Annotated in this window: 14 protein-coding genes and 1 tRNA gene; 9 read left to right on the top strand and 6 right to left on the bottom strand. The window is 69.6% G+C overall.

Features of this window, described 5'->3' with window-relative positions; translation table 11 throughout:
- Window positions 1–148: 148 nt before the first annotated feature.
- The 3 genes from ACW5EG_RS09220 to ACW5EG_RS09210 form a co-directional block, all read right to left on the bottom strand.
- Window positions 149–1,549, bottom strand: coding sequence for a PhoH family protein (locus tag ACW5EG_RS09220; protein WP_457020072.1), 1,401 nt, complete (start codon window positions 1,547–1,549; stop codon window positions 149–151).
- A 100-nt stretch (window positions 1,550–1,649) separates the two neighbouring features.
- On the bottom strand, window positions 1,650–2,132 hold the full coding sequence (locus ACW5EG_RS09215) for a peroxiredoxin (protein WP_457020071.1): 483 nt from the start codon (window positions 2,130–2,132) through the stop codon (window positions 1,650–1,652).
- A 28-nt stretch (window positions 2,133–2,160) separates the two neighbouring features.
- Window positions 2,161–2,787 carry a glycine cleavage system protein R gene (locus tag ACW5EG_RS09210; protein ID WP_457020070.1) on the bottom strand — a complete coding sequence of 209 codons (627 nt, stop codon included), beginning with the start codon at window positions 2,785–2,787 and terminating at the stop codon, window positions 2,161–2,163.
- A 116-nt stretch (window positions 2,788–2,903) separates the two neighbouring features.
- Here ACW5EG_RS09210 and dapA point away from each other — a divergent pair, with 116 nt between their 5' ends.
- Both dapA and ACW5EG_RS09200 read left to right on the top strand, forming a co-directional pair.
- On the top strand, window positions 2,904–3,809 hold the full coding sequence (gene dapA, locus ACW5EG_RS09205) for a 4-hydroxy-tetrahydrodipicolinate synthase (RefSeq protein WP_457021304.1): 906 nt from the start codon (window positions 2,904–2,906) through the stop codon (window positions 3,807–3,809).
- Window positions 3,810–3,835: 26 nt separating this feature from the next.
- The gene (locus ACW5EG_RS09200; protein ID WP_457020068.1) at window positions 3,836–4,348 is read left to right on the top strand and encodes a hypothetical protein; all 513 of its coding nucleotides are present in this window, start codon (window positions 3,836–3,838) and stop codon (window positions 4,346–4,348) included.
- 74 nt (window positions 4,349–4,422) lie between these two features.
- On the opposite strand, the gene fdxA is transcribed toward ACW5EG_RS09200, so the two are convergent.
- On the bottom strand, window positions 4,423–4,746 hold the full coding sequence (gene fdxA, locus ACW5EG_RS09195) for a ferredoxin FdxA (RefSeq protein ID WP_457020106.1): 324 nt from the start codon (window positions 4,744–4,746) through the stop codon (window positions 4,423–4,425).
- 772 nt (window positions 4,747–5,518) lie between these two features.
- Window positions 5,519–5,594: transfer RNA gene (locus ACW5EG_RS09190), tRNA-Glu, on the bottom strand.
- A gap of 151 nt (window positions 5,595–5,745) precedes the next feature.
- Here ACW5EG_RS09190 and pcnB point away from each other — a divergent pair.
- The 5 genes from pcnB (at window position 5,746) to pgi (ending at window position 10,987) form a co-directional block, all read left to right on the top strand.
- The gene (gene pcnB / locus ACW5EG_RS09185) at window positions 5,746–7,077 is read left to right on the top strand and encodes a polynucleotide adenylyltransferase PcnB (RefSeq protein ID WP_457021303.1); all 1,332 of its coding nucleotides are present in this window, start codon (window positions 5,746–5,748) and stop codon (window positions 7,075–7,077) included.
- Window positions 7,074–7,571 carry a 2-amino-4-hydroxy-6-hydroxymethyldihydropteridine diphosphokinase gene (gene folK, locus ACW5EG_RS09180; RefSeq protein WP_457021302.1) on the top strand — a complete coding sequence of 166 codons (498 nt, stop codon included), beginning with the start codon at window positions 7,074–7,076 and terminating at the stop codon, window positions 7,569–7,571. Before pcnB ends, folK begins: the two co-directional genes overlap by 4 nt.
- A gap of 4 nt (window positions 7,572–7,575) precedes the next feature.
- Window positions 7,576–8,388 (top strand): 3-methyl-2-oxobutanoate hydroxymethyltransferase, encoded by an 813-nt coding sequence (gene panB, locus ACW5EG_RS09175; protein WP_457021301.1) that lies wholly within the window; start codon window positions 7,576–7,578, stop codon window positions 8,386–8,388.
- Between the two features lie 7 nt (window positions 8,389–8,395).
- Complete coding sequence (gene panC, locus ACW5EG_RS09170) at window positions 8,396–9,250, top strand: pantoate--beta-alanine ligase (protein ID WP_457021300.1); 855 nt, start codon at window positions 8,396–8,398, stop codon at window positions 9,248–9,250.
- A 234-nt stretch (window positions 9,251–9,484) separates the two neighbouring features.
- A complete protein-coding gene (gene pgi / locus ACW5EG_RS09165; protein WP_457021299.1) occupies window positions 9,485–10,987 on the top strand; it encodes a glucose-6-phosphate isomerase in 1,503 nt (500 codons plus the stop codon).
- Between the two features lie 266 nt (window positions 10,988–11,253).
- Here the strand turns inward: pgi and queG are convergent, their stop codons facing one another.
- Window positions 11,254–12,375: a tRNA epoxyqueuosine(34) reductase QueG gene (gene queG / locus ACW5EG_RS09160; protein ID WP_457020060.1), complete on the bottom strand. Its 1,122-nt coding sequence runs from the start codon at window positions 12,373–12,375 to the stop codon at window positions 11,254–11,256.
- Window positions 12,376–12,398: 23 nt separating this feature from the next.
- On the opposite strand from queG, the gene ACW5EG_RS09155 reads away from it, so the two are divergent.
- Both ACW5EG_RS09155 and tsaE read left to right on the top strand, forming a co-directional pair.
- Entirely contained in the window at window positions 12,399–13,895 is a 1,497-nt protein-coding gene (locus ACW5EG_RS09155; RefSeq protein ID WP_457021298.1) for an NAD(P)H-hydrate dehydratase, read from the top strand.
- Window positions 13,892–14,380, top strand: a complete 489-nt coding sequence (tsaE, locus tag ACW5EG_RS09150; RefSeq protein ID WP_457021297.1) for a tRNA (adenosine(37)-N6)-threonylcarbamoyltransferase complex ATPase subunit type 1 TsaE — start codon at window positions 13,892–13,894, stop codon at window positions 14,378–14,380. Before ACW5EG_RS09155 ends, tsaE begins: the two co-directional genes overlap by 4 nt.
- Window positions 14,381–14,414: the final 34 nt, after the last annotated feature.

The raw sequence follows: 14,414 nt of genomic DNA, 5'->3' as shown, positions 1-14,414 counted from the left end.
CCTGAGGCTGTCATCCCGAGCGCAGCGAGGGATCTGCCTTAGGGCATCATGAGCAGATCCCTCGCTGCGCTCGGGATGACAAGTCCGGCTCCCGAAGCAGGACTGTCCGTTCGCGCGGCGCTGCTGAAGGGCAGCGTGCCGCTGACTCCTACAGCACTTCCGAGGCGTAATCCGCCAGCCGCGAGCGCTCGCCGCGACGCAGGGTCACGTGCGCGCTGTGCGCCCAGTTCTTGAAACGGTCGACCGCGTAGGTCAGGCCGGACGTGGTTTCGGTGAGGTAGGGCGTGTCGATTTGCTCGACGTTGCCCAGGCAGACGATCTTGGTGCCGGGCCCTGCGCGGGTGATCAGCGTCTTCATCTGCTTGGGCGTGAGGTTCTGCGCCTCGTCCAGGATCAGCCAGCGGCTGAGGAAGGTGCGTCCGCGCATGAAGTTGAGCGAACGGATCTTGATCCGCGAGGCCAGCAGGTCGTTGGTGGCCGCGCGTCCCCACGCGCCCCCTTCCTGGTTGTGGGTCAGCACCTCGAGGTTGTCGGTGAGCGCGCCCATCCACGGCGTCATCTTCTCCTCCTCGGTGCCGGGCAGGAAGCCGATGTCTTCGCCAACGCTCACCGTCGCGCGGGTCATGATGATCTCGCGGTAGCGCTGCTGGTCCATGGTCTGCGCCAGGCCTGCGGCCAGCGCGAGCAGGGTCTTGCCCGTGCCGGCGGTGCCAAGCAGGGTGACGAAGTCGATCTCCGGGTCCATCAGCGCGTTGAGCGCGAAATTCTGCTCGCGGTTGCGCGCGGAAATGCCCCAGACCGCGTGCTGGCTGCGGCGGTAGTCGTCGACGATCTGCAGCACCGCCTTGCCTTCGTCGACCTTGGCCACGCGGAACTCGGCGTCGTCGTCGCCGGGCAGGTACAGGTACTGGTTGGGATGCCAGTCGCTGTCCTCGTCGACGGCGACTTCGTAGTAGGTGCGGCCGCGATCGGTCCAGGAGCGCAGGTCCTTGCCGTGGCGCGTCCAGAAGTCTTCCGGCAGCGCGTTGGCACCGGTGTAGAGCAGGCTGAAGTCGTCGAGCGCGCGGTCGTTTTCGTAGTCCTCGCTGACCAGGCCGGCGATCGCGGCCTTGATCCGCAGGTTGATGTCCTTGGACACGAACACGACCGGCAGCTCGGGCTCGTCGCGCCGCAGCTGCAGGATCGCGCCGAGGATGCGGTTGTCGGGCGCGACCGCGCCAAACGAGGTCTTGTCCTCCTTCGGCATCGTGGTCTGGAAACGCAGCTTGCCGATGCTCGCCGCGCCGCGCAGCTGCAGGCCGTTGGGGCGCTGGAGCAGCAGGCCGGTCCCGATCTTGTCGCTGCCGTGCGCCTCGATCAGCTCATTGATGAAGCGGCTCACCTGGCGCGCGTTGCGGCTGGCTTCGGATGTGCCCTTCTTGCCGTTGTCGAGTTCCTCGATGACCTGCATGGGCAGGAACACGTCGTGTTCCTCGAACCGGAACAGCGCGGTGGGGTCGTGCATCAGGACGTTGGTGTCGAGCACGTAGACGCGCTTGCCGTGGGTCATCATCGAAATGTTCGCCTCCTGGCGACGGAAAGACGGGCACGGCCGCGCGCCGCCGCGACCTGCGGGGCAGGGCGGCGGTCGGGGCGGTCGGCAATGGGAATCACGTGTGCTGCGCGACCTTCAGCGCATCCAGCACGGCCTGGGCATGGCCGGCGACCTTGACGCCGCGCCACTCGATGGCGAGACGGTGGTCGGGCGCGACGAGGAAGGTGCTGCGCACCACGCCCATCACCTTGCGCCCGTACATGTTCTTCTCGTGGATCACGTCGAAAGCACGGCAGAGCTTCTCGTCGCCATCGCTGACCAGCGCGAAGGCAAAGCCCTGCTTGGCGCAGAAGTTGTCGTGCGATTTCACCGAGTCGCGCGAGACGCCGAGGACGTCCGCGCCCAGTGCGTGGAAGTCCGGCAGCAGCGCGTTGAAATCCAGGCCCTCGGTGGTGCAGCCGGGCGTGGAGTCTTTCGGATAGAAGTACAGCACCAGCCAACGGCCGGCGTAATCGGCGAGCGTGGCGTTGGCGCCACCGGACAGCGCCAGCGGCAGTTCGAGCGTGGACTTCGGGAGGGTCTTGCCGACTTGTGTCATTGCACGTCTATCGTGGCGGCCGGGCGCATCAGAACTTCATCGGATCCATGATCGCGTCGAGGTTCAGGTGGTCGCAGAACTCGAGGAAGTCGTCGCGCAGCGCGGCGATGTGCATGTTCGCCGGCACGCCGATGGTGACCTGGGCCGAGAACATGTCGGCGCCGGTCTGCATGGCGCGGTAGCGCGAGCAGTGCAGGCTCTCGATGGTGATGCCCTGGCGATCGAAGAAATCGGCGAGCTGGAACAGGATGCCGGGCTTGTCGGCGGCCACTACCTCGACGATGTAGGGCAGCAGGTTGGACTGCACGGGCTTGGGGCCCGTGCGGTACCACACCAGCCTGAGGTCTTCCTCGCGCTCGAGCCGGGTGAGCATCGCCTCGAGCTTGGCCACCGAATCCCAGGAGCCGGTGGCGAGCGCGGTCACCGATACGTCGCGGCCGACGGTCGACAGGCGGGTATCGACGAGGTTGCAGCCGCTGTCGGCGATGCGCCGCGACACCGCCAGCAGGGGCGATGCCGGATGCGTCGTGTAGGCGTTGATCAGCAGGTGGTTCTCGTTCGGCGAGGGCCGCGATGCGGTATCTGGATCGGTCAAGGCGGCGTCCGCGACGATGGGTTCCGTGATGGCTCGGGTTCTGAACGGTGGCCCGGGCATGGCCGGGTGCAGTGGCCAGCATACTTGCCCGTGCTTCCGGGCCGCAAGTAACATGCGGGCATTCGAATCATCCGTTCATGCGCCCGGATCCGGCGCTTCGCACGAGACCCCGGCCCTTGCGACTTTCCGGCAGCATCACCGCGCTGGCGACGCCTTTCACGGTGGCGGGCGAACTCGATCTCGACGCCTGGCGACGCCTGCTGCACGCCCAGTGCGAGGCGGGAACGCAGGGCCTGGTGGTCGCCGGCTCCACCGGCGAAGCGACCGCGCTGCTCGACATCGAGTTCGACGCGCTGCTGCGCACGGCGGTTGAAACCGTGGCCGGGCGTGTCCCGGTGTTGGCCGGTACCGGGCAGTCGGCCACCGCGAAAACGATCGAACAGACCCGCCGCGCCGCGGCGCTCGGCGCCGATGCCGCGCTGGTCGTGACGCCGCCGTATGTGCGTCCGACCCAGGCAGGCTTGCTGGCGCACTACACGGCGCTGGCCGATGACGGCGCGCTGCCGGTGGTGATGTACAACGTACCCGCGCGTACCGGCTGCGACCTGCTGCCGGCAAGCATGGCGGCCCTGGTCGGCCATCCGCGGATCGTCGGCATCAAGGAGGCGGTCAGCGACCAGGCACGTATCGCGGAGTGGCTGGCGCTGCGCACCGACGGCTTCGCCGTACTGTGCGGTGACGATGCCAGCGCGGCGACGGCGATGCTGGCCGGCGCCGACGGCGTGGTCTCGGTCGTGTCGAACCTGGTGCCGGCTGCGATGCGTCGCCTGTGCGATCTGGCCCGCGCCGGCTGCCGTTCGGATGCGGAACAATGGAATGCAGCGCTGGCGCAGTTCCACGAGTTCGCGTCGATCGCGCCAAACCCGATCCCGGTCAAGGCCGCGCTTTCGCTGCTGGGCCTCGGCCATGGTCTGCGCCTGCCGCTGACCCCACTGGCCGACATCCACCAGCCCATGGCTGCGCGCATTGCCGCCGCCGCCGTGTCCATCGAACACAGCCTCCGCGATCAGATCGCGGCCTGAACCTTTTTCCGCAGGAGATTCCAATGATGCGTCATTCCCGCCCCCTGTTCCGTCTGCTCGCGGTCGGCCTCGTCGCCGTTGCCGTGGTCGGCACCAGCGGCTGCAAGTGGTTCCGCAAGGGCAGCGAGCTGTACGCGGCCAGCCCTGAAAGCCGCCCCCTGGAAGTCCCGCCGGACCTCGATCGTCCTGATACCTCGGCGGCGATGGCACTGCCGGAAACCGGCTCGGTCACGCGTTCGGCGGTGGCCGACGCGGGCAGCCCGCAGCCCAACGGCTTTGCCGTGGCCGGCGAACTCGACCAGGTGTACGCCCGCGTGGGCGAGGCGCTGGCGGCAACCGAGGGCCTGACCGTGGTCAACCGCGCCCAGCTGCTGGGCACCTACGACGTCGACTATGGCGACGCCAAGTTCCTGGTCCGCGTCACCAGGACCGACACCGGCGCCTATGTCTCGGCGGTCGATCCGCGCGGCCTGCCGGCGGCGGGCGATCCGGCGCAGCGGCTGATCTCTGCCCTCAAGGCGGCGCTGAGCGGCGGCTGAGGCCACAAATCGGTAACGAAGAAGGCGCCGCGAGGCGCCTTTTTTCTTGATCGGATCGGGGCGGGAGCGGCCGCTCAGCGTTCCAGAAGCGGCAGCTTGTCGGGCTTGCCTTCCCACTCCTTGGCATCGGCCGGCGCATCCTTGCGGGTGGTGATCACCGGCCAGCCCTTCGACAACTCGGCGTTCAGCGCGACGAAGTGCTCCTGGCCCGCCGGCACGTCGTCCTCGGGATAGATCGCGTTGATCGGGCACTCCGGCTCGCACAGGGTGCAGTCGATGCATTCGTCCGGATCGATCACCAGGAAGTTCGGGCCTTCGTGGAAACAGTCCACCGGGCACACCTCGACGCAGTCGGTGTACTTGCACTTGATGCAGTTCTCGGTGACGACGAAGGGCATTTCGCGACGATCCATGGTTTCTGGCGGGATGACCCGCGATTTTAGAACACTCGCGCACCGAACGGTGCGAAGCGTTCGCATTCGCCGCGGGCGGGGTCCGTCGCGCCATCAAACGGACAACGATGGCGAAGGCTGGCCCTTGGCGCCGGGGAGACTCCCGAAAAACAGATTCTTCTCCGATTCGAGGGGAGTCTGGTCAAGTAAGAGAGGGGCGAGTTCAGGCCTCCGGCAGGCGTCGTTCCGGGCTGAGGGTTGCTCCCCGGCTCGGTCAGCCATCCATGGCTGACTCGCCGCCGCAGCGCATCCATGCGCTGCTTTCCGCAACCCCCAGCCCGGAACGACCATCGCCCTGTCACTGCCGGGGCTTCGATAAAGCTGGCCATCGAAGCTGGCCATCGAAGCTGGCCATCGAAGCTGGCCATCGAAGCTGGCCATCGAAGCTGGCCATCGAAGCTGGCCATCGAAGCACCAGTAGCAGTGAGCTGTGCCCTGGCGACCGGGGGTCGCGGAAAGCAAAACATGGATGTTTTGCGCGCGAGTCAGGGCAGGGAGAGCGTGGATGGCTTGCGCGGCATGCCGCGCATCCACGCGAGCGCCCGGCATGCTGTGCCGGGCCGGACCGCGCAGCGGCCCTGACCGAGCGAAAAGCGACCCCCGGTCGACAGGGCGCGGCGTCCATTCGAAGCCCGGAAGGGGACTTCCGCATCCAACTTCCCCTCGAATGGGAGCGGAAAAGAAAAAAGGCCCGCTTGCGCGGGCCTTTTTTTGAATATGGTGCTCCCTACGGGATTCGAACCCGTGTTTTAGCCTTGAGAGGGCCACGTCCTGGGCCTCTAGACGAAGGGAGCTGGGTGCTGCCTGGGCAGCGCCGGATGGACGTCCGACTGCCCGGCAGTGACCATGAAAGATCACGGGTGCCGGTGCAGCTTGCTAGTATAGCAGCGATACAAGGCTGCCGAATATCAAAACGTCGGCCCCCACCCGGAACCGCCTGGCCTGATGCCGACCTACAAACATGTCACTCCCGCGCTGAGGATCATCCCGCGCGACCAGCACCCCATCTCGCGCCGCGGGATCAGCCCCAACGCACTGCGCGTGCTCTACCGCTTGCACGAGGCCGGCCATCGCGCATGCCTGGTGGGTGGTGCCGTCCGCGACCTGCTTGCCGGGCTCGTCCCCAAGGACTTCGACGTCGCCACCGACGCCACGCCCGAGGAGGTCCGGCACCTGTTCCGCAACTGCCGCCTGATCGGCCGGCGCTTCCGGCTGGCGCACGTCGTGTTCGGCCGCGAGGTCATCGAGGTCGCCACCTTCCGCGCCAACATCGACGACGGCAGCGGCGATCGTCAGGTGCACGATGGCGGCCGCCTGCTGCGCGACAACGTCTACGGCACCATCGAGGACGACGCGGTCCGTCGCGATTTCACCGCCAATGCGCTGTATTACGACATCGCCGATTTCTCGGTGCGCGACTACGTCGGCGGCTTCGAGGACGTCGGCAACCGTGTCATGCGACTGATCGGCGATCCGGAGACGCGCTATCGCGAGGACCCGGTGCGGATGCTGCGCGCGATCCGGCTGGCGGGCAAATTGCGCTTCGAGATCGCGCCCGAGGCGGCCGCGCCGCTGGCGCCGCTGGCGCCGCTGCTGGCTGAAGCCGCGCCAGCACGGCTGTTCGAGGAATGCCTGAAGATGTTCCTGTCCGGGCACGCGGTGGCCAGTTTCGAAGGCCTCGAGCGGCACGGCCTGCTGCCGGCACTGTTTCCAGAGACCGCCGCCGCGCTGGCTGCCAACCGCAGCGGCGCGCTGCGCCGGATGCTGATCGACGGCCTGCGCAGCACCGACCAGCGCGTGGCGACGGACGAGCCTGTGTCGCCGGCATTCCTGTTCGCCGTGCTGCTGTGGCCGGCCTACTGCCGCGCGCTGATGGCGCTGCAGGCGCAGGGGCTGAACACGGTGGAAGCCGAGCGCCGCGCCGCCGACCGGGTCACGTTGCACCAGCTCAACACGATCGCGCTGCCGCGGCGGTTCTCGCTGCCGATGCAGGAGATCTGGCTGATGCAGTCGCGCTTCTCGCTGCGCCAGCGCAAGCGGGTGGTACGGACGCTGTCGCATCCGCGCTTCCGTGCCGCCTTCGATTTCCTGGTGCTGCGTCGGGCGGCGTCGCCCGCGCACGATGAGGACATCGCGTTCTGGCAGGAGGCGCAGGGCAGTCCGGATGCGGCCATCGCGCACCACCCGCCGGGTGAAGTGGACGCGGACGCCGACGGGGACGCGGACGCGCCGCGCAAGCGTCGCCGCCGCCGCCGCAGCAGCCGCGCCGGCGAATGAATCCCGTCGTCGCCTGCGTCGGCCTCGGCGGCAACGTCGGCGAGGTGGCGCGGACGCTGGCCGACGCGGTGCTCGCGCTGGCCGCGTTGCCCGGCTCGCGCCTGCTGCGGGCCTCGCACGTGTACCGGGCGCCGGCCTGGGGGCGGCGCGACCAGCCCGATTTTCTCAATGCCGCCGCCACCCTGGAGACCGTGCTGCGGCCGCGGCAATTGCTTGATGCATTGCTCGAGATCGAACAGCGCTTCGGTCGCGAGCGCGCGGCCGACGACAGCGGGCGCTGGGGTCCGCGTACGCTCGATCTCGACCTGCTGCTGTACGCCGACGCGGTGGTCGACGAACCGGGCCTGCGCGTGCCGCATCCGCACCTGCACGAGCGCGCGTTCGCACTGGTTCCGCTGGCCGAGATTGCCGCGGATGCGGTGATCCCCGGCCACGGCAGCGTGCGCGCCGCGCTGGCGGCATTGGATGCCGATGGCATCGAGGCGATACCCTAGGCCCATGAACAGCGCCGCAGACAAGCCGATCACCGTTCCCGGACTGGCCGAAGCGCGCCGGGCCGGCCGCCGCCTGGCGATGCTGACCGCGTACGATGCCGGTTTCGCGCGCGTGTTCGACGCCAACGGCGCCGACCTGATCCTGGTGGGCGATTCCCTGGGCATGGTGGTGCAGGGCCATGATTCCACCCTGCCGGTCACCGTCGAAGACATCGCCTACCACACGCGTGCGGTGGCCAAAGTGCTGCGCCGCGCGCTGCTGGTCGCCGACCTGCCGTTCCAGGCCGATGCCACGCCCGAACGCGCGCTGGAATCCTCGACCACGCTGCTGCAGGCCGGTGCCGGGATGGTCAAGCTCGAGGGTGCGGGCCCGCACAAGCTGGCCGCGATCCGATTCCTGTCCGCGCGCGAGATTCCGGTGTCCGCGCATCTGGGCTTGACCCCGCAGTCGGTGCTGCGCTTTGGCGGCTACAGGGTGCAGGGGCGAGACGCGGTCGCGGCCGAGCAACTGCGCGCCGACTCGCTTGCCGTCGCCGAGGCGGGCGCCGCGCTGCTGGTGCTCGAGTGCGTGCCGTCCGCGCTTGCGGCGGAGATCACCGCCGCCTCGCCGATCCCCACCATCGGCATCGGCGCCGGGCCGCACTGCGACGGCCAGGTACTGGTGCTGCACGACATGCTCGGCCTGGACAGCGGCCACCGCCGCCCGAAGTTCGTGAAGGACTTCCTGGCCGAAGGTGGATCGGTCGCAGGCGCGGTGCGCGCCTATGTGCAGGCCGTGCGCGATGGCAGCTTCCCCGGGCCCGAACACCTCTACTGAGCCCGCGATGATCGAGGTCGCCGATACGCTTGAGGATTTGCGCGCGCGCGTGGCGCGCTGGCGGCGCGACGGCCTGCGGATCGGTTTCGTCCCGACCATGGGCAACCTGCACGCGGGCCATCACTCGCTCGCCAGGCTTGCACGCAGCCGCGCAGACCGCGTCGTCGCCAGCGTGTTCGTCAATCCGACCCAGTTCGGCCCGGACGAGGACTTCGCGCGCTATCCGCGCACCCCCGACCGTGACGCCGGTGGGTTGGCCGAGGCCGGCTGCGACCTGTTGTGGCTGCCGTCGGTGGAAACGATGTATCCCTACGGCGCGGCCAACGCGGTGAGCATGCGCGTGCCCGGAATCACCGACGTGCTGGAGGGCGCGCACCGCCCGGGACACTTCGACGGGGTGGCCACGGTCGTGTCGCGGCTGTTCAACCAGGTGCAGCCGGACGTAGCCGCATTCGGCCGCAAGGACCACCAGCAGCTCGCGGTGATCCGCTACCTGGTGCGCGATCTCGCGTTCCCGATCGAGCTGCTGGCCGGCGACACGGTGCGCGAGGATGACGGTCTGGCGATGAGTTCGCGCAACCAGTACCTGGCTCCGGCCGAACGCGCGCTGGCGCCGGAAATCCACCGCACGCTGCAGGCGATGCGCCAGGCGGCGCGGGACGGAGCCGCGACGGCGCAGGTCGAAGCCGATGCGGTCGCGCGGCTGGGCCGCAATGGTTTCGAGGTCGACTACGCGGCGGTGCGGCGCCTGGATCTTGACGATGCAGGCGAGGCGCAGGGTGGGGCGCGGGTGGCGCTTATCGCCGCGCGCATCGGCACGACGCGGTTGATCGACAACCTGGAATTCGATCTCGACGCCTGAGCCGGGTCGCGCGCGGACGTCCCCCCGAAAGTCTGCAAGCCGGGCCGCGTTGCGCCCCGGAATGTCATCCCGAACGCAGTAGGGGATCTGCGCGACGCCGGCGCATGGGTCTGCCAGTCGGTCAACCCGGCACCGCGATCGCCCTATACTTCGGGGCCGCAAGGCATGCGCATGCGCATGCATGGTTGCAGTTGAATCTGCATCGTCCAATTCCACGCAACAGGCAGGCCGTCCATGTCGGATTTCGCGACCCTCCGTACCCACGCCGAACGACTCTCCGCCACGGCCGTTTCCGCGCTCGTCGGCAACGACGCGGCGCGGGCGCAGTCGCTGTCGCTGCGCGTGGGCCCGCTGTATGCGAACTTCGCGCGCCAGCGCTACGACGCGCCGGCGCTCGATGCGCTGTTCGCATTGGCGGAGCATTCCGATCTTGCAGGCGCGATGCGACGGCTGCTCGATGGCGACATCGTCAACGTCACCGAGGGGCGTGCGGCGCTGCATACGGCGCTGCGCGGGGATACGTCGGATGCGCCGGTCGCGCGCGAAAGCGCCGGGTTCGCCCGCGATGCGCGCACGCGCATGGCCGCGATGATCGACGCCCTGGCCACGGGTGAAGTCACCGACATCGTCAGTGTCGGCATTGGCGGGTCCGACCTCGGCCCGAGGCTGGTGGCCGACGCGCTGGCGCTGGCGGGCGCGCGCTTCCGCGTGCACTTCCTGTCCAACGTGGACGGCAACGCGGCGCAGCGCACGCTGGCCGGCCTCGACCCGGCCAAGACCGCCGCGATCCTGATTTCAAAGACCTTCAGCACCCAGGAAACCCTGCTCAACGGCCGCATCGTGCGCGACTGGCTGGGCGACGACAGCCGCGTGTATGGCGTGAGCGCCAACGTCGAGCGCGCAGCCGCATTCGGCATCGCACCCGAGCGCATCCTGCCGATGTGGGACTGGGTGGGCGGGCGCTACTCGCTGTGGTCGGCGGTGGGCTTTCCAATTGCGCTGGCGATCGGCATGGACCGCTTCGAAGAGCTGCTCGCCGGCGCCGCTGCGATGGATGCACACGCCGCATCCGCCGCGCCGCGCGGGAACCTTGCGGTGTGGCATGCGCTCACCGCGCTGTGGAACCGCAACGCGCTGGGGCTGGCCACGCAGGCCGTGCTGCCCTACGACGAGCGCCTGAAGCTGCTGCCCAACTACCTGCAGCAACTGGTGATGGAAAGCCTCGGCAAGTCCGCGCGCCTGGACGGCGCGCCGCTGCAGGTCGACACGGTGCCGGTGTGGTGGGGCGGCCCAGGCACCGACACCCAGCACAGCTTCTTCCAGGCGCTGCACCAGGGCACCCAGGTGGTGCCGGCCGACTTCATTGGCGTGGTGAGCAGCGAGGATGGACACGCCGACAACCATCGCGCGCTGCTGGCCAACCTGCTGGCGCAGACCGAGGCGCTGGCCAACGGCCAGGCCAGCGACGACCCGCACCGCGCCTACGCCGGCAACCGGCCCAGCACGATGATCCTGCTCGATGCGCTGACCCCGCACGCGCTCGGCGCGCTGGTGGCGCTGTACGAGCACAGCGTCTACCTGCAGTCGGTGGCCTGGGGCATCAACGCCTTCGACCAGTTCGGCGTCGAGCTGGGCAAGCAGCTCGCCAGTCGCCTGCTGCCGGCGCTGGAAGGCAAGGCGCAGGCCGACGATCCGGTCACGCGCGTGCTGCTCGACGAGATCGCCGCCCGCCAGTAGGAGCGCCTTCAAGCGCGAGCGCGGGCTGTCGAGTCGCTTGTGCTGTCGGCCGGGGATCCGCCGAACGCGCCATGGCGGGTCCGCAATGGGGCTTTCCGTTGCAATCCCGGCTGTCCTCCCGGTTGTCGTCCCTGATCCTCCCGGATGTCATCCCGAGCGCAGCGAGGGATCTGGCTTTGCCTCTGCAGCAGATCCCTCGCTGCGCTCGGGATGACAGCGCGAACGGGCTCGGGATGGCACTGGGAATGGCGGCCCGCAGCTGCGGATCAATCTGCGGCCGCGGGGTCCGCAAGCATCGACGTCGCGCCATGCCGCCGCAGCGCCCACTCCACGTGCTCGCGCACGACCGGATCCCCGATCTCGCGCCGCGACTGCAGCGCCGTGATGACCTCCGGCGTCGTCGGCGCATTGCCCAGCGCAACGGCGATGTTGCGCAGCCAGCGCGCATGGCCGCTGCGGCGGATCGCCGAGCCTTCGGTGCGCTGCAGGAACTCGTCCTCCGTCCACGCGAACAGCTCGGCCAGCGAGGCTTCATCCAGGCGATTACGTGCGCGGAAATCCGGCTCGTCGGTGCGGCGCGCGAACTTGTTCCACGGACAGACCAGCTGGCAGTCGTCGCAGCCGAAGATGCGGTTGCCGATCAGCGGCCGCAGCGACTCGTCGATGCTGCCCTCGTGCTCGATGGTCAGGTAGGAGATGCAGCGGCGCGCATCGAGCCGATGCGGCGCGATGATCGCTTGCGTCGGACACACCTCGATGCAGCGCACGCAGCTGCCGCAGTGCGCGCTGGCCGGCGGATCGATCGGCAGCGGCAGGTCGACGTAGATCTCGCCGAGGAAGAACCACGACCCGCCGTCGCGGTCGATCAGGCAGGTGTGTTTGCCGATCCATCCCATCCCGGCGTTGCGCGCGAGCGCGCGTTCGAGCACAGGCGCGGAGTCCACGAAGACGCGGTGGCCGAAGGGGCCCACCTCGTCGGCGACGCGTTCGGCCAGCTTCTGCAGGCGGTTGCGCATCAGCTTGTGGTAGTCGCGCCCCAGCGCATAGCGCGCGACGTAGGCGCGCTCGCCATCCTGCAGCGTGCGCCAGGCGTCATCGGGATCCTGCCCGTAGTCCAGCCCGACCGAGATCACCCGCAGCGTGCCCGGCACCAGCTCCTGCGGGCGCGAGCGCTTGTCGCCGTGCCGCGCCATCCATTCCATGTCGCCATACAGGCCCTGCGCAAGCCAGTCGCGCAGGAAGTCCTCGTCCTGCCCGAGTTCGATGCCAGCGATGCCGCAGCGCTGGAAGCCGGCCTCGCGCGCGAGCGCCTTGATGCGCAGCGCAAGCGCGGCCGCATCGGCGGGGACCGGACCGGGCAGGGCGGGATGGGCGGGGGGCGAGGACATGCTGCAAGTATAGAATCCGCCCGATGGACGCCGACCCCAACGCCCGCGGTACGCCGCTTTACGACACTGCCGCGCTGCGTGCAGTGGAAGCACGTGCGGCCGGGCACAGCGGTGATGCCTTCACGCTGATGGCGCGCGCCGGGCAGGCGGCCTGGCGCGAACTGCTGGCGCGCTGGCCGCAGGCGCGGCGCATTGTCGTGGTCTGCGGCCCGGGCAACAACGGTGGCGACGGCTACGAACTGGGCCGGCACGCGCTGGGTTCGGGTTGCGATGCGCGCGTGCTCCGGCTCGGGACGCATGCGCCGCGCACCCCGCTGGCGCAGCGCGCATGCGCAGCCTTCGTCGATGCCGGCGGGCAGGTGGCCGACGTCGGGGCCGGTTTCGGCGACGCCGACCTGATCGTCGACGCGCTGTTCGGGATCGGCCTGTCGCGCGCGCCCGACGCCGCGACGGCCGCACTCATCGATGCGATCAACGCCTCGGCCCTGCCGGTGTTTTCGCTGGACGTGCCCAGCGGACTGGACGCCGACACCGGCAGCGCGCCTGGCGCGGTGGTGCGGGCCACGCACACGCTGCAGTTCCTGGCCGCGCACGCCGGGCTGCATGGCGGCGTCGCGCCGCGCTGCAGCGGCAGCCTGTCGCTGGCCACGCTCGATGCGGAGGAATTCCTGGCCAACGCGCCGGTGGCGGCGCTGCGCCTGCAGGCCGCCGACCTGCGCGACTGGCTGGCGCCGCGCAGGCGCGATGCGCACAAGGGCGACAGCGGCCACGTGCTGTGCGTGGGCGGTGACCTGGGCACCGGCGGCGCGGTGATGCTGGCGGCCGATGCGGCGCTGCGCTGCGGCGCGGGCCTGGTCAGCGTTGCGACGCGACCGGAGCATGTCGCGGCGTTGCTGGCGCGACGTCCCGAAGCGATGGTGCGCGGAATCGATTCTCCCGCGCAGCTCGACGCGATGCTCGAACGCGCCAGCGTGGTCGCACTGGGGCCAGGCCTCGGCCAGGACGAATGGGGCGAGCGCCTGTACGAACGCGTGCTGGCGTCATCGCGACCGCTGCTGCTCGACGCCGACGCGTTGAACCTGCTCGCGCGCAGCCCCCGGGCCCTGCACGCGGACACCGTGCTCACCCCGCATCCGGGCGAGGCCGCGCGCCTGCTTGGCGTCTCGGTCGCGGAAATCCAGGGCAACCGCTTCGCCGCGGCGCGGCTGCTGGCGGAGATGTGCGGATGCGTGGTCGTGCTCAAGGGCGCGGGCAGCCTGGTGGCCGCGCCGGGACGCACGCCGCGCGTGATCGCCGCGGGCAATCCCGGCATGGCGGTGGGCGGCATGGGCGACCTGCTCAGCGGCTGCATCGCCGCGCTGCGCGCGCAGGGACTCGACGGGTTCGAGGCGACCTGCTGCGGAACGCTCCTGCACGCGGCCGCAGGCGATACCGCGGCGCGCGGCGGTGAGCGCGGGATGTTGCCCGGTGACCTGCTCGATGCAATGCGGCTGTGGTCGAACGGAGGGCCCACGCCTTGACCGCACTCCACCTGCCGGACGAGGCGGCGACCCGCGCCCTGGCCGCGACGCTTGCGCAGACGGCTCCGGCCGCCGCCGTCGCCTACCTGCATGGAGATCTGGGCAGCGGCAAGTCGACGCTGGCCCGCGCCTGGCTGCGCACGTTGGGGGTCACCGGCACCGTGCGCAGCCCGACCTACACCCTGGTGGAGCGCTACCCGCTGGCGAAGGGGGGCGAAGCGCTGCATCTGGACCTGTACCGGATCGGCGCATCCGGCGAGCTGGAGTACCTGGGCCTGGACGACAGCCAGGCCGCGCTGTGGCTGGTCGAATGGCCCGATCGCGGGGCCGGGGCCCTGCCACAGGCCGACCTGCACATCCACCTGGCCATCGCAGGCAGCGGACGCGCGGCCCGGCTGGAATCCGGCAGTCTCGAGGGCCAGGCCTGGGTGCGCCGGCTGGCCAACAAAGGCGATTTGCGCCCGATACCTGAACCGAACCCATAGGAAAGACCGGCAGGTTGCCGATTTGAAAGGAAAA

The sequence above is a fragment of the Luteimonas sp. A611 genome, from assembly GCF_054072715.1.
This window is presented reverse-complemented; position numbering and strand designations above follow the sequence as displayed.